The sequence below is a fragment of the Polynucleobacter necessarius genome (genome assembly GCF_900095175.1).
In the GTDB taxonomy this organism is placed as follows: domain Bacteria; phylum Pseudomonadota; class Gammaproteobacteria; order Burkholderiales; family Burkholderiaceae; genus Polynucleobacter; species Polynucleobacter necessarius_I.
The window spans coordinates 694530-717448 of record NZ_LT606946.1 but is presented as its reverse complement, the minus strand read 5'-3'; the positions used below and the strand labels follow the sequence as shown (position 1 = coordinate 717448).

Genomic DNA, 22919 nt, shown 5'->3' with positions numbered 1-22919 from the left:
CTTATTCGCCTTGAATAGCTTCCCAGAGCTTGAGGGAGTCCACGGTCTCCTGAACATCATGGACGCGGATGATGCGAGCACCACGATCTGCTGCCAGAATGGCAGCAGCTACACTGGGAGCCACACGATCGTTGGTGTCACGGCCTGTTAGCTTGCCCAACATGGATTTACGAGAAATCCCTGCTCAGACCGGATAACCCAATTGGGAGAATTGATCAAAATCGGCCAGCATCTTGAGGTTATGTTCGAGACTCTTCCCAAATCCAAAACCAGGATCGATGGCAATTCTATTTTTAGCAACGCCTCGATTAACCAGTAAGTTAACGCGCTCTTGTAAAAATTCTTTTACTTCTGCAATCACATCTTGATACTCAGGATCAAATTGCATTGTTTGTGGGTCACGTTGCATGTGCATCAAAACAATACCGCATTGCTTATCTGGATTATCTGGATCACTCTCTATGATTGCATCTAATGCGCCCTCTTGCCGTAACGCCCAGATGTCATTCACACAATCGACTCCGGCCTTGAGTGCTTGGCGCATGGTCTCGGCTTTATAGGTATCGATTGACAAAGCTACGCCGTAATCTTTTAAAGCTTCAATGACGGGCAAGACGCGATCCAACTCTTCTTGTAGAGAGACAGGTTCTGCACCAGGGCGAGTAGATTCGCCACCGATATCTATGATGTCGGCACCATGAGCAATCATGCGCTCTGCTTGCGCAATAGCATCACTTGGCGTTCTGAACTTGCCACCATCCGAAAAAGAATCCGGTGTGGCATTGAGAATGCCCATCACCAGTGGGCGTTGACGTTTACTGAAGTCAAAAAGAAAACGCCCGCAACGCCATGTTGCGGGCAGATTTTGCTTGATCACCTTGCTATGAGCTTGGACTAATTAAGCAGTCGCTGGTGCGGCACCCGCAGCAGGACCTGGCGTACCAGCAGAGCTGCCAAACTGGGTTGCTGGTGGTGGCTTTGGTGCGCGTGGTGGACGGCCTTCCATGATGTCATTGATTTGCTCAGCGTCAATGGTTTCCCATTCCAGCAAAGCAGCAACCATCGCTTCAACCTTGTCACGATTTTGCTCAAGGATGGATCTTGCCAATGCATATTGGCTATCAACCAAGGCGCGGATCTCTGAATCCACCTTTTGTTGAGTTAACTCAGAAACCGTCTTCGAGCTAGTGCGGCCAAACATACTTTCAGACTCAGTATCGACGTAGACCATCGTACCTAAGCTATCACTCATGCCGTAACGTGTCACCATGTCACGCGCCATTTTGGTTGCACGTTCAAAGTCATTAGATGCACCCGTACTCATGGAATGCAGGAAGACTTCTTCAGCAGCGCGTCCGCCAAACAAAATCGCCAACTCTTCCATCATGCGGTCTTTATACAAATTCACACGATCAAACTCTGGCAACTGCCATGTCACACCAAGCGCCATACCGCGCGGCATGATGGTGACTTTATGTACTGGATCTGCTTTAGGCAATACCTTAGCAACAACTGCGTGACCAGATTCGTGGTACGCCGTATTACGACGCTCTTCTTCACGCATGACTGCGGACTTGCGCTCAGGACCCATATAGATCTTGTCTTTGGCATCTTCAAAGTCTTTCATGTCGACAGCACGCTTATTGCGACGCGCTGCAAACAATGCAGACTCATTGACCAAGTTTGCTAAATCTGCGCCGGAGAAACCAGGGGTGCCACGAGCCAATACAGCTGCATCCACATCTGGATCAATCGGAACTTTGCGCATATGCACTTGCAGGATTTGTTCGCGACCACGAATGTCTGGCAAGCCAACGTGTACTTGACGATCAAAACGACCTGGACGCAACAATGCGCGATCCAAGACGTCAGAGCGATTAGTTGCAGCAACAACGATTACACCGCTATTACTTTCAAAACCATCCATCTCAACCAGCATTTGGTTGAGAGTTTGCTCACGCTCATCATTACCACCGCCCATACCAGCACCACGATGACGACCAACCGCATCGATCTCATCAATAAAGATGATGCAAGGAGAATTTTTCTTGGCGTTCTCAAACATGTCGCGCACACGTGACGCACCGACACCAACAAACATCTCTACGAAGTCTGAACCAGAGATGGAGAAGAAAGGTACTTTTGCTTCGCCTGCAATGGCACGCGCTAGCAGAGTCTTACCAGTACCCGGAGGGCCTACTAGCAATACACCATGCGGAATGCGACCACCAAGCTTTTGAAACTTTTGCGGATCTTTTAAGAAATCCACAATCTCAAAGACCTCTTCCTTAGCTTCATCGCAACCAGCAACATCAGCAAAAGTAACAGTATTGCTATTCTCATCAATCAGGCGTGCTTTAGATTTTCCGAATGAGAATGCCCCGCCCTTACCGCCAACTTGCATCTGACGCATCATGAAGAACCAGAAACCAATAATCAATAAAGTGGGGCCGAGGTAATATAAAGCAGAAACCAACATATTCGGTTCGTCATCGGCTTTACCGGTAACTTGAACACCGTATTTCATAAGATCACCAACCATCCAAATATCTCCTGGGGAGATGATGGAGTACTTGCTGCCGTCATTCGGCGTCACTTGCAGAGTGCGGCCTTGCACATCAACTCGTTTTACTTTGCCAGCCTTGGCATCGTCCATGAATTGAGAATATGTGACTTGATTGGCGTCTCTTGGCTTATCAAACTGTTTAAAAACAGTAAAGAGCACGAGACCCACGATGAGCCAAACACCAATTTTTTGCAGCATGTTGTTATTCAAAACAGACCTTTGCCGGATTAATCCGGGAGTTAAAGCGGATTGCTATACCTAAGCATTTGATTCTACTACCAGGCTTTTTCAAGGGTTGAGACCCAATTTATTTCATAAACCCCTACTTTTAGGGGGGTTATTTAGGTGGTTTAAGGTCTCTACCCAACAAAAAGATCTCCGAGGACTTTGCTCTGGAGGCTTTAGGCTTTCTGGAGGCCACTGTTTTAAAGACCTTTTTAAAGGATTCTACGATTTGGCTATAGCCACTACCGTTAAAGCACTTAATCAGTAAAGCCCCCTCAGGCTTGAGGTGTTGAACCGAAAAATCGAGGGCGATTTCGGCTAAAAAAGCCATTCGAGCAGCATCCGCTACCCCGACACCGGATAAATTGGGAGCCATATCGGACATCACCAAATCGACCTTCCCATCCGCATCAGCAGGCAAAAGAGCTTCAAGCGCCTTTAAACCCTCATCCTCACGGAAGTCTCCTTGAATAAAGGAAACGTCAGCAATATCCTCCATCGGCAGAATATCGATCGCAATGATGGTTCCATCTGGCTTTCCAGATTCAATATTCGGATTATTTTTACCAAGTTCAGTCAGGCGATTACGGGCGTACCGAGACCAACTCCCAGGTGCACTCCCAAGATCCACAATGGTCATTCCTGCTTTGATCAGTCGGTCCTGCTCGTCTATCTCACTCAGTTTATAAACGGCTCGTGCACGATAACCCTCTTTTTGAGCCATCTTCACGTACGGATCATTTAAGTGATCCTGCAACCAACTTTTATTAAATTTATTCTTTGCCACAACTTACCCACTTTCGACGTCCATTTTCCTTGTTTATGCCCTACAAGGCAAAAGGAATCGACTTAAATCATCTTCATATGGTCTTATATGGGGCCAAAAGCCCTATTTTACAAGCCCTAATGCTCTATCATCGAGCACATGACTGCACTTACTATTACCCCCGCACAACGTAAATCCCTCAAAGCTGACGCCCATGGACTAAGCCCAGTTGTCATGATTGGTGGCGACGGCCTGACCCCTGCGGTCATTAAAGAGGCAAAGCTAGCTATTTCCCATCATGGGCTAATCAAAGTTCGCGTATTTGGTGATGATCGTGATGCGCGCATTGCCATCTATGAAGAGCTGTGCGACAAACTGGGTGCAGCCCCAGTTCAGCACATCGGAAAATTACTTGTGCTGTGGAAGCCTATCGATATCGTTGACGCAGCAATGCTCAATTTGGGTCGATCTAGTAAGCAAACTAAAAAATCATTGCAAGCACCCCGCACTAAACGTCAACCCAATCGTGTAGTAGCAAAAACCGGTGTTCGCACCAGCACTTCTGAGAGATCAGATCGACGCTCAGCAGCTAGCAAGTCACCATTCGAAAGAGCTGCAGCTGTAAAAAGCGCCACTCCTAAGAAACGCGTCCTACGTGCTGACGCTGCCGAATCCAAAATTGATTGGTCATCGCCAGGCTATCGCAAAGCAGTTGCTGCACCTGCCCCGATTAAGAAGCGTAAGGTACGTATGAGCAGCACAAAGAAGAAATCTTTAGGTTCTTAAGCTGAATATTGCAGCTCACTGCTACCAAATAAAGAACGCCGCTAGTCGGCGTTTTTTATTACTCAACTCTTGACTTAACTTTTACCTTGGCTCTGACTTCATCTCTTAGTGAGTCGCCAAACCAAGAGGATTCCCAGAAGACTCTGCAGCATAAATAGAATGCTGGAGGCGCCATGCAGCCTGCCAAACAAAGTTGCTGAGGGTGAGAGCATTACAGGCATGCCCTGAATTAAAGCAGCATCCCTCAGAGCATTCATCCAGGGGATGAAAACAAAAGCAGCTACAACGGAACATAACAACATGGCTAATAAAAGCCATCGAATGAGTCTGTATTGATTAAGGCCACGATTCACTAAGAGGTTGGCCAGAACCATGAGGCCAATACAGACAATCAAGCTAAGGTAAGCCTCCAACTTAAAGATGCTCCCAGCGACCATACCCGCCGCCTGACGATCCGTCATGGTGCTAAAAATCGCTGGTGCGACTAAGTAGCCTATGGCCAGAAGACTGCCTACCCATAAACCTGCCAGCAGAATAAAGAGTCTTTGAGCCCCAATGTAATGAGAGGTCTCTGAAGTCTGCATTTAAATTGGTATGTATTAGATGTAACGAACCGCAAGAATTTCTACTTCGCGATTACCACCAGGGGCCTGAACTGAAACAACATCACCCTCTTCTTTGCTAATCAAAGCGCGGGCAATTGGTGAGCTAATAGAGATCTTATTGAGCTCAATATCCGCCTCATCATCACCAACAATTTGATACGTGAGCTTTGTACCATCCTCTAGATCCTCAAGATCTACGGTCGCACCAAACACTACGCGGCCATTCACATCCAAAGTTGCTGGATCAATAATTTGGGCTGCAGAGAGCTTTCCTTCAAGCTCCTGAATACGACCTTCAATGAAGCCCTGTTTCTCTTTAGCAGCATCGTATTCAGCGTTCTCAGAAAGATCGCCCTGTGCACGTGCTTCAGAGATGGCATTAATCACTGATGGGCGCTCTATATGCTTTAAGCGATGTAACTCTTCTTTGAGGAGTTCTGCGCCACGCTTAGTAATCGGAATTGTGCTCATGCTTCTTACCTAACTTAAATTAATTGAGAGTCTTATGCAGATTCTGCAATGAATACACTTCAAGAGACTCTTTGTTGCCATTTTGTGAAGTCATTAAACCATCCATTACTGCACGTGCTGCACTAATCGTAGTGTAATAAGTCACGTTATTAGATTGTGCACTTGTACGAATAGAGCGTGAGTCCGCAATGGCTGTTCGAGTCTCATCCACAGTAGTAAATACTAAAGAAATTTCACCATTCTTGATCAAGTCCACAATATGTGGGCGACCATCTTTTACTTTATTGACTACGCGAACTGGCAAACCAGCTGCTTCAATAGCGGCGGCTGTCCCTTTAGTAGCCACCATTGGGAATCCCAGTTGATGCAAGAGCTTAGCTACCTCTACCGCTTTAGGCTTATCGCCATTCTTAACAGTCAACACCACAGTTCCGCTCTTAGGTAATTTAATGCCAACGCCTAGCTGAGATTTGAATAAGGCTTCACCAAAGGTTTTACCAACGCCCATGACTTCACCAGTAGAACGCATCTCTGGCCCCAGGATTGGATCAATGCCCGGGAACTTGTTGAATGGGAATACCGCTTCTTTTACTGAATAGTAAGCAGGCTTCACTTCTGACTTAATGCCCTGCTGATCCAGAGTCTGACCAACCATGCAGCGGGCAGCAATCTTGGCTAACTGCAAACCGGTTGCCTTAGACACAAATGGCACAGTACGGGAAGCGCGTGGGTTTACCTCGAGAACGTAAATGATATCTTTACCGTCAACGTTCTGGATCGCAAACTGGACGTTCATCAAGCCAACTACATTCAAGCCTTTGGCCATCGCAGCAGTTTGACGCTTAATTTCTGCAATCGTCTCATCAGATAGTGAGTATGGCGGCAATGAACAGGCAGAGTCACCAGAGTGAACGCCAGCTTGTTCAATATGCTCCATCACACCACCAATGAACACACGTTGACCATCGCTAATACAGTCAACATCGCACTCAATTGCATCATTTAAGAAACGATCTAACAATACCGGTGAGTCATGAGAAACCTTGACCGCCTCACGCATATAGCGCTCGAGATCACGACCATCGTGGACGATTTCCATGGCGCGACCACCCAATACATAGGAAGGGCGGACTACCAATGGGTAACCAATTTCTTCGGCAAGCTTCAGAGCCTCATCTTCTGCACGCGCTGTACGGTTAGGCGGCTGACGAAGATTCAGCTCATGCAATAACTTCTGGAAACGCTCACGATCTTCTGCAGCATCGATCATGTCTGGTGATGTGCCGATGATCGGAACGCCATTAGCCTCAAGATCTAAAGCCAACTTCAATGGAGTTTGGCCGCCATACTGCACGATCACACCTTTTGGCTTTTCAATGGCTACGATTTCTAAAACATCCTCTAGAGTCAATGGCTCGAAATACAAACGATCGGATGTGTCGTAGTCAGTGGAAACGGTTTCTGGATTGCAGTTCACCATGATGGTTTCATAACCATCATCGCGCATTGCTAATGCAGCGTGTACGCAGCAGTAGTCAAACTCAATACCTTGACCGATACGGTTTGGACCACCGCCCAAGACCATGATCTTGTCTTTGTTTGTTGGCTGAGATTCGCACTCACCGTGCCCTGCTTCGTAGGTGGAATACAAATACGCTGTATTCGTAGAGAACTCGGCTGCACAGGTATCCACACGCTTATATACAGGAACCACTTTGAGGCGATGACGGGCCGCACGAACAGAGGAAGCATCTACTCCCAATAATTTCGCTAGGCGACGATCCGAGAAACCTTTTTGCTTAATGAAGCGCAGCTCAGGCGCCGACAGGCTATCAATCTTGCGCTGCTTAAGTTCTGCTTCCATCGTGATGAGTTCTTCGATCTGCTCCAAGAACCAAGGATCTACCTTAGTCTCGTTGTAAACCTCATCTAAACCCATTCCCATACGGAAAGCATCCGCCAAATACCAAATACGATCTGGGCCTGGCTCGCCGATTTCTTGAATAATGTCATCCAAGTCTGTAGAGACTTCATCCAAGCCATCTACGCCAACTTCTAAGCCACGTAGTGCTTTTTGGAATGACTCTTGGAAGGTACGGCCGATTGCCATCACCTCGCCAACCGACTTCATCTGCGTTGTTAAGCGAGAATCCGCTTGCGGGAATTTCTCAAACGCAAAGCGAGGAATCTTTGTCACAACATAGTCAATGGATGGCTCAAATGATGCTGGGGTTGCACCACCGGTAATGTCGTTCTTCAACTCATCCAAGGTGTAACCCATTGCCAGCTTCGCAGCAATCTTCGCGATTGGGAAACCCGTTGCTTTGGAGGCCAGCGCCGATGAACGTGAAACCCGTGGGTTCATCTCAATCACGATCATGCGACCATCCACTGGGTTGATCGAGAACTGCACGTTTGAACCGCCGGTATCAACACCAATTTCACGCAATACCGCAATTGATGCATTACGCATCAATTGATACTCTTTATCAGTCAAGGTTTGTGCGGGCGCAACAGTAATCGAGTCACCGGTATGCACACCCATCGGGTCTAAGTTTTCGATTGAGCAAACGATGATGCAGTTATCGGCACGGTCACGCACCACTTCCATCTCGAACTCTTTCCAACCTAAGAGAGACTCTTCAATTAAGAGTTCACGGGTTGGTGAAAGATCTAAACCGCGTTTACAAATCTCTTCAAACTCTTCTCGGTTATAGGCAATACCGCCGCCTGATCCACCCATCGTGAATGAAGGGCGAATGACCACCGGGAAACCTAAACTACCAGTTTCTTTCTGAATACGTTGCTGGACTTCGTGCGCTTCATCCATCGAATGCGCAATACCTGACTTAGCAGATCCCAGACCAATTTTGGTCATCGCATCTTTAAACTTTTGACGATTTTCCGCTTTATCAATTGCTTCAGGTGAAGCACCAATCAATTCGCAGCCATATTTCTCGAGAACACCATCGCGATGTAAATCGAGCGCGCAATTCAAGGCAGTTTGACCGCCCATTGTTGGCAAAATGGCATCCGGTTTCTCAGTAGCAATAATGCGCTCTACTACTTCCCAGGTGATTGGCTCGATGTAAGTCACATCTGCCATCTCTGGGTCCGTCATGATGGTTGCGGGATTGCTATTTACCAAGATGACTTTGTAACCTTCGTCACGCAGAGCTTTACAAGCTTGTGCACCGGAATAGTCAAACTCACAAGCCTGTCCAATCACAATTGGACCAGCACCAATAATTAGGATGCTCTTAATGTCGCTACGCTTAGGCATTATTTGCCCCCCCCTTTATTACCAACAGCGGCAGCATCGCTAACATTCATGAGCTCCACAAAACGATCAAACAAATAGGCAATGTCATGAGGACCTGGTGAGGCCTCAGGGTGACCTTGGAAACACAAAGCAGGCTTATCCTTCCAAGCCAAACCTTGTAGGGATCCATCAAATAAAGATACATGCGTGACACGAATGTTGTCAGGCAAGGAATTCGCATCTACAGCAAAGCCATGATTCTGGGATGTAATTGCTACGCGCCCAGTATCTAAATCTTTTACGGGATGGTTTGCACCATGGTGACCAAATTTCATTTTCAAAGTATTAGCACCAGCAGCTAAGCCCATGATCTGGTGACCCAAGCAAATACCAAATGTTGGAACACCCTTTTCAATAATTTCTTTTGCAGCAGCAATCGCGTAATCACAAGGCCCAGGATCGCCGGGGCCGTTTGAGAAGAACACGCCATCTGGGTTCATCGCCAATACTTCCGCAGCACTAGTTTGCGCCGGAACAATCGTTAACTCACAGCCACGCTCGGTGAGCATGCGCAAAATATTGCGCTTCACACCAAAGTCATAAGCAACGACTTTTTTGATTGGCTTACTGGTATCTAGAGTTCTGTATGCAGGTTTGCCGTCAGGACCATGAAGATCCCACTCGGCTTCGCGCCATGGATATGGGGATTTAGTGGTCACCACCTTAGCCAGATCTAAACCAGCCATGCCCGGGAAGGCTTTGGCCAATTCCAAAGCTTTCTTGCTAAGAGTCTCTGCGTCATCACCCATCTTGCCTGCAACGATTGCGCCAGACTGAGCGCCTTTGTCGCGCAGGATGCGAGTAAGTTTGCGAGTATCGATACCAGAGATACCGACTACACCTGCCTTGGTCAAGTAGGCGTCGAGACTTTCTTCAGAGCGGAAATTGGATACGCGTTTGGAGAGATCCTTGACGACCAAACCAGCCGCATGAATTTGGTCCGACTCAGCATCCTGACCATTCACACCAACGTTGCCGATGTGGGGATAGGTCAAGGTCACAATTTGGCGTGAATAACTAGGATCAGTGATGATCTCTTGATAGCCAGTGAGCGCGGTATTGAAAACGACTTCGCCGGTAGTTTCGCCAGGGGTGCCAATACTCAGACCGGGAAACACAGTGCCGTCAGCTAGAGCCAACACGGCGGGAGGAAAAGAAGGAAGCAAGGGTGACAAACCATCTCCAGTCCCTGCTCCATCCGACGCTCAACACCCCAAAAAGACCAACCCAGGACTGTTTGTGCGGGAGGTGAGTGTCTTTAAGCGCTAGGGTAAATTATTAAGTTTTGAACCTAACAATGGTACCAGTTTTGCGTATAAACCCTTGGATTCCCAGCCAATCAAGCGGAAGGTAATAAGCCCCTCAGTCGAATGACTGAGGGGCTTATTTTGATCATTTCCAGAGGAAATTTAAGACTTTGCGCTTTGCTCGATGATGGTCTTAATTTGAGCTAAAACAGCCTGATCTTCCATGGTGCTGATATCGCCAGGATCGCGCCCTTCAGCAACTGCTTGGAGAGCACGTCGCACAATCTTGCCTGAACGTGTCTTAGGTAAGGCGGTAACGATATACACGCGGCCAGGACGAGCAATCGCGCCCAATGTGGAATCCACAGTTTTCATGCACTCCGCTTCCAAAGTCGCGGTATTGGAAGAATCCTTAGGAATCACAAAAGCAATCGCAGCCTGCCCTTTGAGCTTATCCTCAATACCCACTACCGCCACTTCTGAAACATTGGAATGACCAGAAATACTCTCCTCGATCTCACGAGTGCCTAAACGGTGGCCGGCAACGTTAATCACATCATCGGTACGGCCCAAGATGAAGAAATAGCCGTCGTCATCCTTAATACCCCAGTCAAAGGTGAAATAAATCGTCTTACCAGGAATGGTTTCCCAGTAGGTGCTGACAAAGCGCTTGTCATCGCCCCAAACAGTTTGCATACAACCTGGAGGCAGAGGTCCTTCGATGGCAATCACGCCCTTCTTATCTGAACCCAACTCTTCTGAAGTCGCATCATCAAGCAACTTCATGTTGTAACCAAATGAAGGAACGCCAGGTGAACCAAATTTATGCGGCATCACTTCAACACCACGCTGAATTGCCAACATAGGCCAGCCAGTTTCTGTCTGCCAGTAGTTATCGACAATCGGCTTCTTGATCGCATCATGAATCCAGCTTGCAGTAGGTTCATCTAAAGGCTCGCCTGCCAAGAACAAGGCACGTAATGCTGAAAGATCATATTTTGTTAAGAATGCAGGATCCTGCTTCTTCAAAACACGCACTGCTGTTGGCGCAGAGAACATTACGGAGACTTTGTACTTCTCTACCAGCTTCCACCAAATACCTGCATCCGGGCTCAATGGTGTGCCCTCATACATGATCGTAGCCATGCCATTGAGCAATGGGCCATAGATGATGTAGCTATGGCCAACAACCCAACCAATATCTGAAGTAGTAAACATGGTTTCACCAGGCTTGCCACAGAAGATGTGGTTCATGGTGGACATCAAGGCCACAGCGTAACCACCGGTATCACGCTGGACGCCCTTAGGCTTGCCGGTTGTACCGGATGTATACAGAATATAAGAAGGATGCGTAGCATCAACCCACTCCACTGGCACCAAGTCATTTAAGTGTTTTTGGCGCTCACTTGCGTAATCTAAATCACGTCCAGCAACTGTAGTGAACTCTGTTAAACCGCGATTCACAATCAATACTTTTTCTGGCTTGTAACTTGCCAAAGTAATAGCTTCATCCAGCAATGGCTTGTAGGGCACTGATTTGCCATCACGTGATCCTGCCTCTGAAGTCACAATCATCTTTGGTTTTGCATCATCGATACGTGAAGCTAGGCTATGGGATGCAAAGCCACCAAACACTACAGAGTGAATGGCACCAATACGTGCGCAAGCGAGCATTGCAAAACATGCTTCAGCAATCATCGGCATGTAGATCAATACGCGATCGCCTTTTTGAACACCATTAGCTTTGTAGATGGCAGCCATACGATTGACTTCTTTGCAGAGCTCTTTAAATGTGTATGCTTTTTCTACGTTTGTTTCTGTTGACACAGCAACAAGGGCAATTTGATCCGCACGATCTTTGAGGTGGCGATCAACTGCGTTGTAGCAAAGATTAGTTAAGCCACCTTCAAACCATTTCGCAAACGGAGGGTTTGCATAATCCAGAACCTTGCTAAATGGCTTCTCCCAATGAATGAGTTTTGCCTGCTCTCCCCAGAAACCATCTGGGTCTTTAATGGAGCGTTCGTGTTCTGATTTATAGGACATGGTCAACCTAAATAAGTAAATTAAAGATTCTGAAATTATTGGATTTTGCTAGTTCCTTTGGCAATTGACGTCTTAGCTGCAGGGCTAGTAACTTTCGCAGTTCCATTTTTCGCAGATTTTGCAAGCCCTGTCGATGCGTGTTTATGCTGAGAGCCAGCGCTATTTGGGGTAGATTTGCCCTGCGCTGCTGTTTTTGAGGGCTTTCTTGATGCGCACTTGGCCCCTTTTGCACATTTTTTAGGCGCTAGAGCTGGTTTAAGCAAACTGAGGTTGGCATTCTCAGCCATTGCCAGAGAGATATCCCCCGCATTTTTGTTTGTTTTGGGGATGAATACAGTTGAACCCGCCCGAATGCGCATCCCCTTTGTAATACCATTGATATTCCGCAAGGCATCTGCCCATCCCCAAGGTCTTAGCAGCCCTATCTACTGGCTCAGTTTTTGCAATGCGCACCGCGGTCCAGGTCGAAAGTGGCTTGGTGTATTTTTTGAGATTTTCTTGAAAGATTTCCGCATGCCCAAAAGGCAACAAGATCTGCTGATTGGCATTGCTCAAAATTACTGGTTTATTAAATGACGGATTGAGATTGTGGAACTCTTCGGATGGAATCTCTGCCAACTTAATCACTAAATCAACATCAATATCACTACCAACGTCTACCGCCACAAAATAAGGATGGTTTTCCAATTCAGGTAAGACGATTCCATAAGCCTCTGGATCTAAAACGATTTGACGATAAGCCATGAGCTTGGGAACATAGTTACGAGTCTCGTTAGGCATCTTCAAACTTAAATAATCCGTTGGCAATCTCGCTGCAAGATTCCGCTTTTGAGCCTTAGCGACATTACCCGCACCCCAGTTATATGCTGCCAAAGCAAGCTCCCAGCTACCAAATTGCTTATGTAAACGCTGCAAATAATCGAGGGCAGCATCAGTTGACTGCAGTACATCCCTGCGCTCGTCTCTAAAAACGTTTTGCGTCAGCTGAAAGTCTTTTCCGGTTGCTGGCATGAATTGCCATAAACCCATGGCCTTTGCACTGGATTTAGCATTCGTCACAAAAGCACTCTCAACAAAGGGGAGGAGCGCAATCTCCATCGGCATATTGCGTGCATGTACTTCTTGCACGATATAAAACAAATAACGCGAAGAACGTTCCATTGATCGATGCACATAGTCAGGTCGAGCACTTAACCACCTCACCTGCTCAATCTCCAGAGGAGTATTCATGGGTTCCATCTCAAAGCCATCCCGAATCCGTATCCACAAGTTGCTTGACGGCGCGTAAATGCCGCTAACAGATTGATTCTTGAGGTTGACCCGCTTTGCTTTTGCCGCCCGTGGATCTGATTGGCCAGCGGAATCCGAAGACCAATCTCCGGTACTCGCACAACCAGAGAGTGCGGCAATCAATAGGATCGCCGCATAGCGCCACAACATCAGAACCGGTCCTTCCAGACCCGAATCACCGCTAGAACATGTGCGGGCGTTGGCAATAATTTTTCACCAGAGACCTCGATAGCTGCATCAATTACAGCTTGTTGGTCACAGCGCATAAAAGGATTCACCTGCAATTCCTGACCGATAGTCGTTGGCAAGGTTGGTAAATGCTGATCTCGCAGAGCCTTAGCAGTTTCTGCCCAAGTGATGAGGTTGGCATTATTGGGTTCAACTGCAAGAGCAAATCGGATATTCGATAAGGTGTATTCATGAGTGCAATACACCAGCGTATTTTTCGGCAAGGCAATGAACTTAGCGAGAGATTGGCTCATGTGCGTTGGCGTGCCTTCGAATAAGCGGCCGCAGCCAGAGGCAAATAGAGTATCGCCACAGAACAACATAGGCTCAACAACATTGGCCTGCATATTCGCAAAGTAAGCAATGTGGCTTAGAGTATGACCCGGCACCTCATACACCTCAAAGCTAATACGTGGCGCAGCCACTTCAATCTTATCGCCCTCCATCATGGCGTTCGTACGACCAGGAATATCAATACTAGCGGGACCATAGACTGGAACAGATCCCAAAGCCTGTAATAAATTCAGAATGCCGCCAGTATGGTCAGCATGGTGGTGGGTAATTAAAATACCAGTCAAAGTGAGGTTTTCTTGCCCTAGGTATTTCAAGACTGGCCCAGAATCACCTGGATCTACGATCAAGGCGGATTGACCATCATGTATGCACCAGATGTAGTTGTCATCAAAAGCCGGTATCGACCAAACATGCAATAAAGTATTCTTCACCATACGCCCATGATACCAACCCCACCCCCCCCATCCCAGATGCCTGCACCACCATGGAGTTCATGGGAAAAGTGGCTGCAATCACCTCCAGGACGCTATGTGCTGGCCTGGGAGCGGAAATGCTTCAATCAGATCGTAGCGGATGTCTTTGGTTTCTATGCCGTACAGATCGGTTTGCCGCAAATCAACACATTGGTAGAAAACCGTATGCCTTTGCATGCACTCCTGATTCACTCCAATGACCGCCAAAAACAGCTTACCGAATTCAATTGGCATCAGGTTGAAGGTGATCCTAGCGAACTGCCTTTTGCATCTGAAACCATCGATTTATTGGTACTGCCGCATGTCTTGGAGTTTGCTGCGGACCCCCATCAAATTCTGCGGGAGGCTGAGCGTGTCCTGCGCCCAGAGGGTCGCCTCATTATTTCGGGCTTTAACCCGGCTAGCCTTTGGGGTATGCGCCAATATCTCAGCCGATTGATTGGCAGCCCCTACCTGCCTCGAGACGGGCAATTTATTAGCCTACTCAGAGTGAAAGACTGGTTGCAACTATTGAACTTCTCTTTAGATCGTGGTCATTTTGGGTGCTACAAGCTCCCCCTGAGCAGTGCATCGGGCATGGGTAGAATGGATTTTATGGAGCCTGCCGGTAACCGCTGGTGGCCTATTTTTGGAGCAGTTTTTTTAGTTTCAGCCATTAAACGTCAGCAAGGCATCCGCCTCATTGGCCAGGTTCAAGGTTTACGGATTCCAGCACTCACCCAATTAAGCCCAGCAACTGAAAGTCGACAGAATTTAGCCAACAACCAAGACAAAGTAAATTAACGGAATGCCTCACACCAAATCCCTGCCCCATATTGTCATTTATACCGATGGCGCCTGCAAAGGCAATCCTGGCCCTGGTGGTTGGGGGGCAGTTTTACGCTCAGGCGGCCACGAGAAGCATTTGCATGGCGGGGCTGAGCACACCACCAATAACCGCATGGAAATTAGCGCAGTCACTCATGCGCTACGAGCCCTGAAGCAAACTAGCACGGTAGAACTTTGGACTGACTCGCAGTACGTCCAAAAAGGTGTGACTGAGTGGCTTGAGGGTTGGAAAAAAAGAGGTTGGAAGACAGCCAGCAAGGATCCGGTTAAGAATGCCGATTTATGGCAAGAGTTGGATGCCCTCATCCCTGAACACAAGATCTCTTGGCATTGGGTTCGTGGACACAATGGCCACCCTGGAAATGAGCTTGCTGACTTACTAGCCAACCGGGGTGTAGAGGAATTTTTACCTTAAGCCAAAGCATTGCCCTCGAGCCCGTTTTCAGTGGTCTTGTGAGAGAATGAAAAGATGTAAATTAGCTCCAAAATGAGCCCTCAATCCTTATAAATCCAAGAAAAATCGAGAACGTGTCCAAAATAGAATCTGCGCTAGATAAAACTGTTGCCAAATTGCCATTACTCAAAAACTGGGTCATGACACGCTTGTGCAAAGTGTGGCAAAAGATCTCCCCTGCATTCTCTTCATTACATAAATTAGATTACTCCACTAGCAAAGCTTTGGTAATGCAGTACAAGTGGCGTATTTTGATTGCGGTGCTCATCCTATTTGTTGGATCAAAAGCCTACAACTACTTTTTCCCACCTGGTAGTAAAGCTGGTGCAGTTCAAACCATCACCAGCATCGTGACTGAAAAGAAAGATATTCCACTTGTGATTGAAGCTACTGGAACAATTGTTTCCAACAGCATTGTGGATATTCGCCCAATGGTCACCAATAAAGTGGAGAAGATTCACATTAAAGATGGTCAAGATGTCAAAGCGGATGAGCTCTTATTTACTCTCGACAATCGCACAGACACAGCTAACTATGAAAAGCTCAAAGCCTTAGCTGATGATGCTCAAAAACAATACTTACGCGCTAAGGAATTGGTTACTAAAAACTTTATTTCAAAAGCAGGACTAGAAACTGCATTAGCCAATGCAAAGTCAGCCCAAGCTGCTGCAGCCCAAGTAAAATGACGCTCTCAGAATTATGTATTAGAAGACTGGTAATGACGGTTTTGCTCTCGCTAGCAACCGTGATCGCTGGCAGCGTCGCCTATTTCAAGATTCCTGTTGCCGCCCTGCCCAGCTTTAATACGCCGATCATCTCGGTCACAGCAACTCTACCGGGTGCCTCACCGGAAAATATGGCTTCAGCTGTAGCGCTACCTTTAGAAAAGGAGTTTTCTACTATTGATGGCATCAAAATCATTAGCTCAAGTAGCACCTTAGGGGCTACCAGCGTTACCCTTGAGTTTAATAATGATCGCGATATATAAGGCGGCTGTCGATGTTCAAGCAGCTTTATTGCGAGCCCAAAAACGCCTACCAATTGAGATGACGATTCCACCGTCATATCGCAAAATCAATTCAGCGGATACTCCCGTCATCATTATTAGGATGAGCTCACCATCGATCAGCCTACCTGAAATTAATGATTACGCTGAAAATTTGATGGCCCCTAATCTGTCTACCATCAGCGGCGTTTCACAGGTGAATGTGTATGGCGCCAAACGGTATGCGATTCGCATCAGCGCTCAACCGGACGCTCTAGTCAATCGCAATATCACTATGGATGAGCTAGCTGCCGCTATTAACAAAGCCAACACCAATAGCCCTATCGGCACGCTTGATGGCCCAAGACAACTGATTACGATCTATGCAAACCCTCAACTTGTTAAAGCTGAAGAATTTGGCAATCTGATTATTGCGCAACGCAATGGCTTCCCGGTATATCTCAAAGATGTTGCTATCGTTGAAGAGAGTTATGAGGATGTTAAAACCTTTGCGACCGCTAAAGGCGAGCGCTCAATTGCCATGGGGTAATGCGACAACCCAATGCAAATACAGTAGAAGTCGTCAACGAGATTAAACGTTTACTGCCCACTCTTAAGGCTCAACTACCAGAATCTATTCAGCTCAGCCTCATTAATGATCGATCAACATCGATTATCGAATCGATCCATGATGTCAATATCACATTGCTATTAACAATAGCATTGGTTGTTCTCGTCATCTTCTTATTTCTTAAAAATATTGCAGCTACTGTCATCCCTTCTATTAGCTTGCCGATTTCTCTCATTGGCGCTTTTTTTGTCTTTTATTTTATGGGGTACAGCCTAGACAATATTTCGCTCTTAGGCATTACTTTAGCGGTTGGATTAGTGGTGGATGATGCGATTGTTGTTCTAGAAAACATCATGCGCTACATCGAGGGCGGCATGAGCCCACTAAAGGCTGCACTGAAGGGAAGTAAAGAGGTTGGATTTACGATTGTCTCCATCTCACTATCTCTTGTTGCTGTATTTATTCCGCTCTTTTTTATGGCAGGGCCTATTGGACTTCTCTTTAGAGAATTTGCAGTCGTTGTCACCCTCTCAATTCTTGTCTCTGCCGTAGTGTCGCTCACTATAGTGCCCATGCTATCCAGTCGATTTCTCAAAGAACAGCATAGCGAATCAAAAAGCTATCCACTCACAAAGGGCTTTGATCGTATATTTACCTGGTCTCTCAATACGTACACCCATTATTTAGACTTAGCACTGGTTAATAGAAAAAAGGTGTTGTGGGGAACGTTAGCCACTTTCATAGTCACGATTGCCCTCTTTGTATTTAGCCCCAAAGGATTCTTCCCGGAAGAAGATATTGGGCAACTCCGCATCACAGTTGAGGCAGCGCAAGATACCTCGTTTAAAACGATGCTTGAATTGCAAGATCGTGCTGCAGTGATCGTAGATGAAGATCCCAATGTAGAAACATCCATCTCGATTTTGGGCGGGGGTATGAGCTCAGGACGTAATACTGGTAGATTCTTTGTGATTCTGAAGCCCAAGAGTGAACGCCAGAAGATGAGCAAGGTCATGGAGGGGTTGCGGACTAAATTTAAGGAAATCCCTGGTATTCAGATTTATATGAGTCCGGTGCAAAACTTACAACTTGGTGGTCGTAGTAGCAAAAGCCGCTATCAATATACGCTTCAAAGCGTCGGATTTGAAGGTGTGAATGAGTGGGCTGAAAAAATGCTTGAGAAGATGCGCTCTGACCGTATATTTAGAGATGTCACCAGCGATTCCCAATTAAAAGGATTAAACGTCAAAATTGATATTGACCGTGAAAAAGCAGCTAGCGCAGGCGTCTCGGTTGCAGGTATCCGAACAGCCCTCTACTCTTCATTTGGCGAGCGCCAAGTCTCAACGATTTATACGCCAGTCAACACCTACCGGGTCATTCTGGAGGCTGCCGAAAACGATCGGCAATTTGAAACCGATCTTAATAAAGTCTACGTCCGAGGCAGATCGACTAATACGCTCATTCCTCTCTCGAACTTAGCAACGTTTGCACGCACAGTAGGGCCCACTTCTGTAAACCATCAAGGTCAAATTCCGGCTGTGACGATTTCCTTCAATTTGGCGCCGGATGTCTTCCTAGGGGACGCCACTAAGGCGATTGATAAGTTTGCAGAGCAAATCAAGTTGCCAGTCTCAATCATCACCAGCTATGGTGGTGATGCAGCAGTATTTAAAAGCAATCAATCTGGTCAAATTATTCTGTTGCTTGGAGCCTTAGGGGTTATTTATGTTCTCCTGAGTGTCTTGTACGAAAGCTATATTCACCCTCTCACTATTTTGGCTGGCCTACCCTCTGCTGCGATTGGCGCCATTCTAGCCTTGCGCATTTTTGGATTTGAGCTAACCATCGTGGCATCGATTGGCATCCTGCTGCTGATTGGTATCGTGAAAAAGAATGCGATTCTAATGATTGACTTTGCATTAGATGCACAACGCAACAAAGGGCTTTCACCTGAAAAAGCAATTCGCGAAGCCTGCATCCTGCGTTTTAGACCCATCATGATGACGACCATTGCTGCTCTCATGGGAGCGCTGCCGATTGCGCTAGGTTTAAGTGCGGGTGCTGAACTGCGTCAACCTTTAGGTATTAGCGTAGCCGGTGGTTTGATCTTCTCTCAATTTGTTACCTTAATCATTACCCCTGTGATCTACCTCTATTTGGATAAATATGCGGGTAATGGACCCATGAACATCCCTGAATCTGTACTGGAAGGCATCTAATGCGTCAAGTTATTCTCGATACCGAAACTACTGGCCTTAATCCTGCAACTGGCGATCGTATTATTGAAATCGGTTGCGTTGAGATGGTGGGTCGTCGACTAACTGATCGTACTTTTCATTACTACATCAATCCTGAGCGCGATATTGATGCAGGCGCTTTTGCAGTTCACGGACTATCCCGTGAATTCTTATCCGATAAACCGGTATTTGCAAATATTGTTGAAGAGTTGATTGAATTTGTTGATGGTGCTGAGGTTGTCATTCATAACGCAGCATTTGACTTGGGATTCTTGGATAACGAATTTGCTTTACTCAAGCGCCAACCGTTTAGAGGTCTTGCTTCCAAAATTACCGACACCCTACTCGACGCCCGTCAAATGTTTCCAGGTAAGCGTAATTCGCTAGACGCCCTCTGTGAACGCTTTGCCATTAGCAATCAACATCGCACCTTGCACGGCGCTTTACTTGATGCTCAGTTATTGGCGGAGGTCTATGTAGCCATGACACGTGGTCAGGAAGATCTATCCATTGATTTGATTGATTACACCGTTGGCACCGATGCATCTAGCCAAATCAAAGCCTTACCAAGCAAACTCAAGCTCATGACTGCAAGTGAAGAGGATTGTCAGCTGCACGAAAAGATCCTAACTGAGATTGCAAAGGCAAGTAAAAAGGACCCCGTATGGAGTCCTTCTACTGCAGCCAACTAGTTGCCTAACTAAAATCAATTAGATTTCTGCTGCAATCGCCTTACCCAAGTCATCCGTACGAGACTTGCCACCTAAGTCAGGCGTCAGTGGGGAGTTATCTGCAGCAAGAACTCGCTCAATTGCATTAAAAATAACCTTGCCTGCCTCTGGATAGCCCAGGTGATCCAACATCATCGACCCGGACCAAATTTGACCAATTGGATTAGCAATCATCTTGCCAAAGATATCAGGCGCTGATCCATGCACTGGTTCAAATAAAGAAGGAAATTTTCCTTCTGGATTAATACTTCCTGATGGCGCAACTGCAATTGTTCCGGTGCATGCTGGACCCAAATCCGACAAGATATCGCCAAATAAATTGCTGGCTACTACAACATCAAACCTGTCTGGGTTCATCACAAAGTGTGCAGCCAAGATATCAATATGGTATTTGTCCATTCTCACATCGCCAAATTGCTTAGCCATCGCCTCAACTCGCTCATCCCAATAGGGCATGGTGATAGCAATTCCGTTGGACTTAGTGGCAGAGGTTAAATGTTTCTTTGGACGACTTTGCGCTAAATCAAAAGCATACTGAAGAATGCGGTCAACCCCCTGCCTTGTAAAAATAGATTCCTGAATCACAAACTCTCGATCAGTATCAGGGAACATTTTTCCGCCAACACTGGAGTATTCACCCTCAGTATTTTCACGTACGACGTAAAAATCAATATCCCCCGGCTTGCGGTTTGCTAATGGGCATGGCACACCGGGAAGCAGTCGCACTGGTCGCAAATTGACATACTGGTCAAAGCAGCGACGAAACTGAATGAGACTTCCCCACAAAGAGACATGGTCTGGAAGGATGTTTGGCATACCAACGGCGCCAAAGAAGATGGCGTCGTACTGCATCAGCGTAACAAACCAATCATCCGGCATCATCTTGCCGTGCTGAAGATAGTAATCACAGCTTGCAAAATCAAAATGGTCGAACTGCATACCAATGCCAAACTTGTTGCTAGCAGCTTCTAGTGCGCGAACGCCTTCTGGCATCACCTCTTTACCGATTCCATCGCCAGCAATAACGGCGATTTTTGGATTCTGAACTACTGTATTTTTCTTCATTTAATGGGTCATCCGATCATTTGCATGCATGGGTTTAGCTAATCGCCCGACGAATCTCATCGGCCTTGGGTTTAGAACCAGTTACCGATTCTGTATCGTGCTCAGTTGTATTTTCAATTGTCTCGGCAACAGTCTCCTGCATCCGAATATTATCTTTTGGGCAAATTGGGGCTCCATAGGTAGCCCACTTCTTTAATAAGGTCACCTCATATCCACACTGAGCACATTTGGCTTTATTGCGACTTGCATTGCTCGGTCTTGGTGGCGGAAAAACAATCGCTTGATGAGGATATGGGCCAAGCTCTTGGCTAATCATCATCAGACGCACCATCAACTCTTCAGTAGCATGCGCCTTCTGGCAGGGCCTTCTAGACCGACGGTCATGGCGATGCCTTTAAAGTCCTCGCCATGACCACTAAAGCAATCATCTACCGCATGACATAACTCATGTACTAAGGTATCTAACAATTGCACTGGATCATCCAACTTTGGAGAAATGAAAATCTCATTCACCCCACCACCAGAACGCTCGCGAGGCCAGCACTGGCCTCGCGTGGTCCTCGGGCTGCTGGAGGCTGGAAATCCGCACGATACCCTTACAGGTGGAATTGCATAGCCTGCCTTTGAAAATACAGGCTCTAAATGTCTTACGGCATCTTCCAGCCAAGATTCTCTTACGGAGTGTTGCTTCATAACTAACTCAGTGATTATTTAATATTAGGGATTGAGTACGGGATGGGGTCTATTATCGCTGTCCTACTTTGACATCCCCGAATATGGCCTGAGCTTCACGTGGCAGACAACGCCAATAGCGCTCATTCGATGGTACGGTACCGCCCAAGGCTGCAGCAGCCTCCCAAGCCCATCGTGGCTTATATAAAAATGCTCGGGCCAAGGCAATCAAATCCGCATCCCCTTTTTGGAGAATATCTTCTGCTTGCTGGGGTTCTGTAATCAAGCCAACTGTCATCGTAGGCAAGCCAGATTGATCTTTTACGATTTTGGCGAATGGTACTTGGTAATTTGGTCCTATCACGATCTTTTGCAAGGGTGAAATACCCCCCCGATGAAATATGTACAAAATCACATCCCAATGGTTTTAGGCGGGATGCAAAATCTGCAGTTTCCTGGGGAGTCCAACCACCCTCAATCCAATCGCTGGCAGAAATCCGAATACCCAAGACGCCTTGGTATGCATTGCGTACTGCTGCAAATAATTCCAAGAGAAAGCGGATGCGATTCTCATAAGAGCCGCCATATTCGTCAGTGCGCTGGTTGGCGATTGGCGATAAAATTGATGCAGGAGGTAACCATGCGCCCCATGCAACTCAATACCATCTACGCCAATGCGTTCAGCACGCTGCGCCGCAACAACAAATGCAGTAATGAGTTCTGCCAATTCTGCTTTAGAAAGTTCATGAGGTAAACGCTCATCCTTTAACTGAGGAATAGCTGAAGGTGCAAGCGTGTCCCAGCCACCCTGCTCTTTAGAAAGCAACTGCCCACCTTCCCAAGGGGTAGCGCTAGAAGCTTTTCGGCCAGCATGCGCCAGCTGAATGAAAACAGGGGTTTTGGGGGCTAGCTTACGAGCTCGACTCAGCTTGTCTTTTAGGGCGGTCTCCGTGCGGTCATCCCATAAACCAAGGCAGGCAGGGGTAATGCGCCCCTCTGGCGTCACACCAGTGGCCTCAATAATGAACAAGCCTGCCCCGCTGTTCAGGAGATT

The 22919-nt window shown here is 47.0% G+C and carries 17 protein-coding genes and 3 pseudogenes; 6 read left to right on the top strand and 14 right to left on the bottom strand.

From position 1 onward, the window contains the following. Window position 1: 1 nt before the first annotated feature. The 3 genes and pseudogenes from folP to DXE44_RS03660 all read right to left on the bottom strand — a co-directional run bounded on the left by folP (window position 2) and on the right by DXE44_RS03660 (window position 3578). Window positions 2-862: pseudogene (gene folP / locus DXE44_RS03670) on the bottom strand (dihydropteroate synthase). A 36-nt stretch (window positions 863-898) separates the two neighbouring features. Further along, complete coding sequence (gene ftsH, locus DXE44_RS03665) at window positions 899-2776, bottom strand: ATP-dependent zinc metalloprotease FtsH (RefSeq protein WP_114652740.1); 1878 nt, start codon at window positions 2774-2776, stop codon at window positions 899-901. A 127-nt stretch (window positions 2777-2903) separates the two neighbouring features. Beyond that, window positions 2904-3578 (bottom strand): RlmE family RNA methyltransferase, encoded by a 675-nt coding sequence (locus tag DXE44_RS03660; protein ID WP_114652738.1) that lies wholly within the window; start codon window positions 3576-3578, stop codon window positions 2904-2906. A 138-nt stretch (window positions 3579-3716) separates the two neighbouring features. Here DXE44_RS03660 and DXE44_RS03655 point away from each other — a divergent pair, with 138 nt between their 5' ends. Beyond that, complete coding sequence (locus DXE44_RS03655; protein WP_114652736.1) at window positions 3717-4343, top strand: YhbY family RNA-binding protein; 627 nt, start codon at window positions 3717-3719, stop codon at window positions 4341-4343. Between the two features lie 98 nt (window positions 4344-4441). Here DXE44_RS03655 and DXE44_RS03650 read toward each other — a convergent pair whose 3' ends face one another. From DXE44_RS03650 to gloB, 7 genes are all read right to left on the bottom strand, one after another. Continuing rightward, the gene (locus tag DXE44_RS03650) at window positions 4442-4927 is read right to left on the bottom strand and encodes a DUF4149 domain-containing protein (protein ID WP_197712828.1); all 486 of its coding nucleotides are present in this window, start codon (window positions 4925-4927) and stop codon (window positions 4442-4444) included. Window positions 4928-4942: 15 nt separating this feature from the next. Continuing rightward, complete coding sequence (gene greA / locus DXE44_RS03645; protein ID WP_114652734.1) at window positions 4943-5419, bottom strand: transcription elongation factor GreA; 477 nt, start codon at window positions 5417-5419, stop codon at window positions 4943-4945. 19 nt (window positions 5420-5438) lie between these two features. Further along, complete coding sequence (carB, locus tag DXE44_RS03640; protein ID WP_114652731.1) at window positions 5439-8702, bottom strand: carbamoyl-phosphate synthase large subunit; 3264 nt, start codon at window positions 8700-8702, stop codon at window positions 5439-5441. Beyond that, a complete protein-coding gene (gene carA, locus DXE44_RS03635) occupies window positions 8702-9907 on the bottom strand; it encodes a glutamine-hydrolyzing carbamoyl-phosphate synthase small subunit (RefSeq protein WP_114652729.1) in 1206 nt (401 codons plus the stop codon). The genes carB and carA overlap by 1 nt, the downstream gene beginning before the upstream one ends. 243 nt (window positions 9908-10150) lie before the next feature. Beyond that, window positions 10151-12034 carry a propionate--CoA ligase gene (locus tag DXE44_RS03630; RefSeq protein WP_114652727.1) on the bottom strand — a complete coding sequence of 628 codons (1884 nt, stop codon included), beginning with the start codon at window positions 12032-12034 and terminating at the stop codon, window positions 10151-10153. A 279-nt stretch (window positions 12035-12313) separates the two neighbouring features. Next, the gene (locus DXE44_RS03625; protein ID WP_197712827.1) at window positions 12314-13474 is read right to left on the bottom strand and encodes a transglycosylase SLT domain-containing protein; all 1161 of its coding nucleotides are present in this window, start codon (window positions 13472-13474) and stop codon (window positions 12314-12316) included. Beyond that, complete coding sequence (gene gloB / locus DXE44_RS03620) at window positions 13474-14280, bottom strand: hydroxyacylglutathione hydrolase (protein ID WP_114652725.1); 807 nt, start codon at window positions 14278-14280, stop codon at window positions 13474-13476. The genes DXE44_RS03625 and gloB overlap by 1 nt, the downstream gene beginning before the upstream one ends. A gap of 36 nt (window positions 14281-14316) precedes the next feature. On the opposite strand from gloB, the gene DXE44_RS03615 reads away from it, so the two are divergent. The 5 genes and pseudogenes from DXE44_RS03615 (at window position 14317) to dnaQ (ending at window position 20089) form a co-directional block, all read left to right on the top strand. After that, window positions 14317-15102, top strand: coding sequence for a class I SAM-dependent methyltransferase (locus DXE44_RS03615; protein ID WP_114652723.1), 786 nt, complete (start codon window positions 14317-14319; stop codon window positions 15100-15102). A gap of 4 nt (window positions 15103-15106) precedes the next feature. Further along, the gene (gene rnhA / locus DXE44_RS03610; protein ID WP_415065123.1) at window positions 15107-15562 is read left to right on the top strand and encodes a ribonuclease HI; all 456 of its coding nucleotides are present in this window, start codon (window positions 15107-15109) and stop codon (window positions 15560-15562) included. A gap of 113 nt (window positions 15563-15675) precedes the next feature. Next, complete coding sequence (locus DXE44_RS03605) at window positions 15676-16287, top strand: efflux RND transporter periplasmic adaptor subunit (RefSeq protein WP_114652721.1); 612 nt, start codon at window positions 15676-15678, stop codon at window positions 16285-16287. Further along, window positions 16284-19379, top strand: a pseudogene (locus DXE44_RS03600) (efflux RND transporter permease subunit). The gene DXE44_RS03605 and the pseudogene DXE44_RS03600 overlap by 4 nt, the downstream one beginning before the upstream one ends. Next, window positions 19379-20089: a DNA polymerase III subunit epsilon gene (dnaQ, locus tag DXE44_RS03595; protein WP_114652719.1), complete on the top strand. Its 711-nt coding sequence runs from the start codon at window positions 19379-19381 to the stop codon at window positions 20087-20089. The pseudogene DXE44_RS03600 and the gene dnaQ overlap by 1 nt, the downstream one beginning before the upstream one ends. Before the next feature lie 18 nt (window positions 20090-20107). Here the strand turns inward: dnaQ and DXE44_RS03590 are convergent, their stop codons facing one another. The 4 genes and pseudogenes from DXE44_RS03590 to DXE44_RS03580 form a co-directional block, all read right to left on the bottom strand. Next, on the bottom strand, window positions 20108-21193 hold the full coding sequence (locus DXE44_RS03590) for a tartrate dehydrogenase (protein WP_114652717.1): 1086 nt from the start codon (window positions 21191-21193) through the stop codon (window positions 20108-20110). Window positions 21194-21227: 34 nt separating this feature from the next. After that, entirely contained in the window at window positions 21228-21512 is a 285-nt protein-coding gene (locus tag DXE44_RS10290) for a hypothetical protein (RefSeq protein ID WP_197712826.1), read from the bottom strand. An 11-nt stretch (window positions 21513-21523) separates the two neighbouring features. After that, a complete protein-coding gene (locus DXE44_RS10285; protein ID WP_197712825.1) occupies window positions 21524-21886 on the bottom strand; it encodes a SprT family zinc-dependent metalloprotease in 363 nt (120 codons plus the stop codon). Between the two features lie 52 nt (window positions 21887-21938). Further along, window positions 21939-22871 (bottom strand): annotated as a pseudogene (locus DXE44_RS03580) (oxidoreductase). Between the last annotated feature and the right edge of the window lie 48 nt (window positions 22872-22919).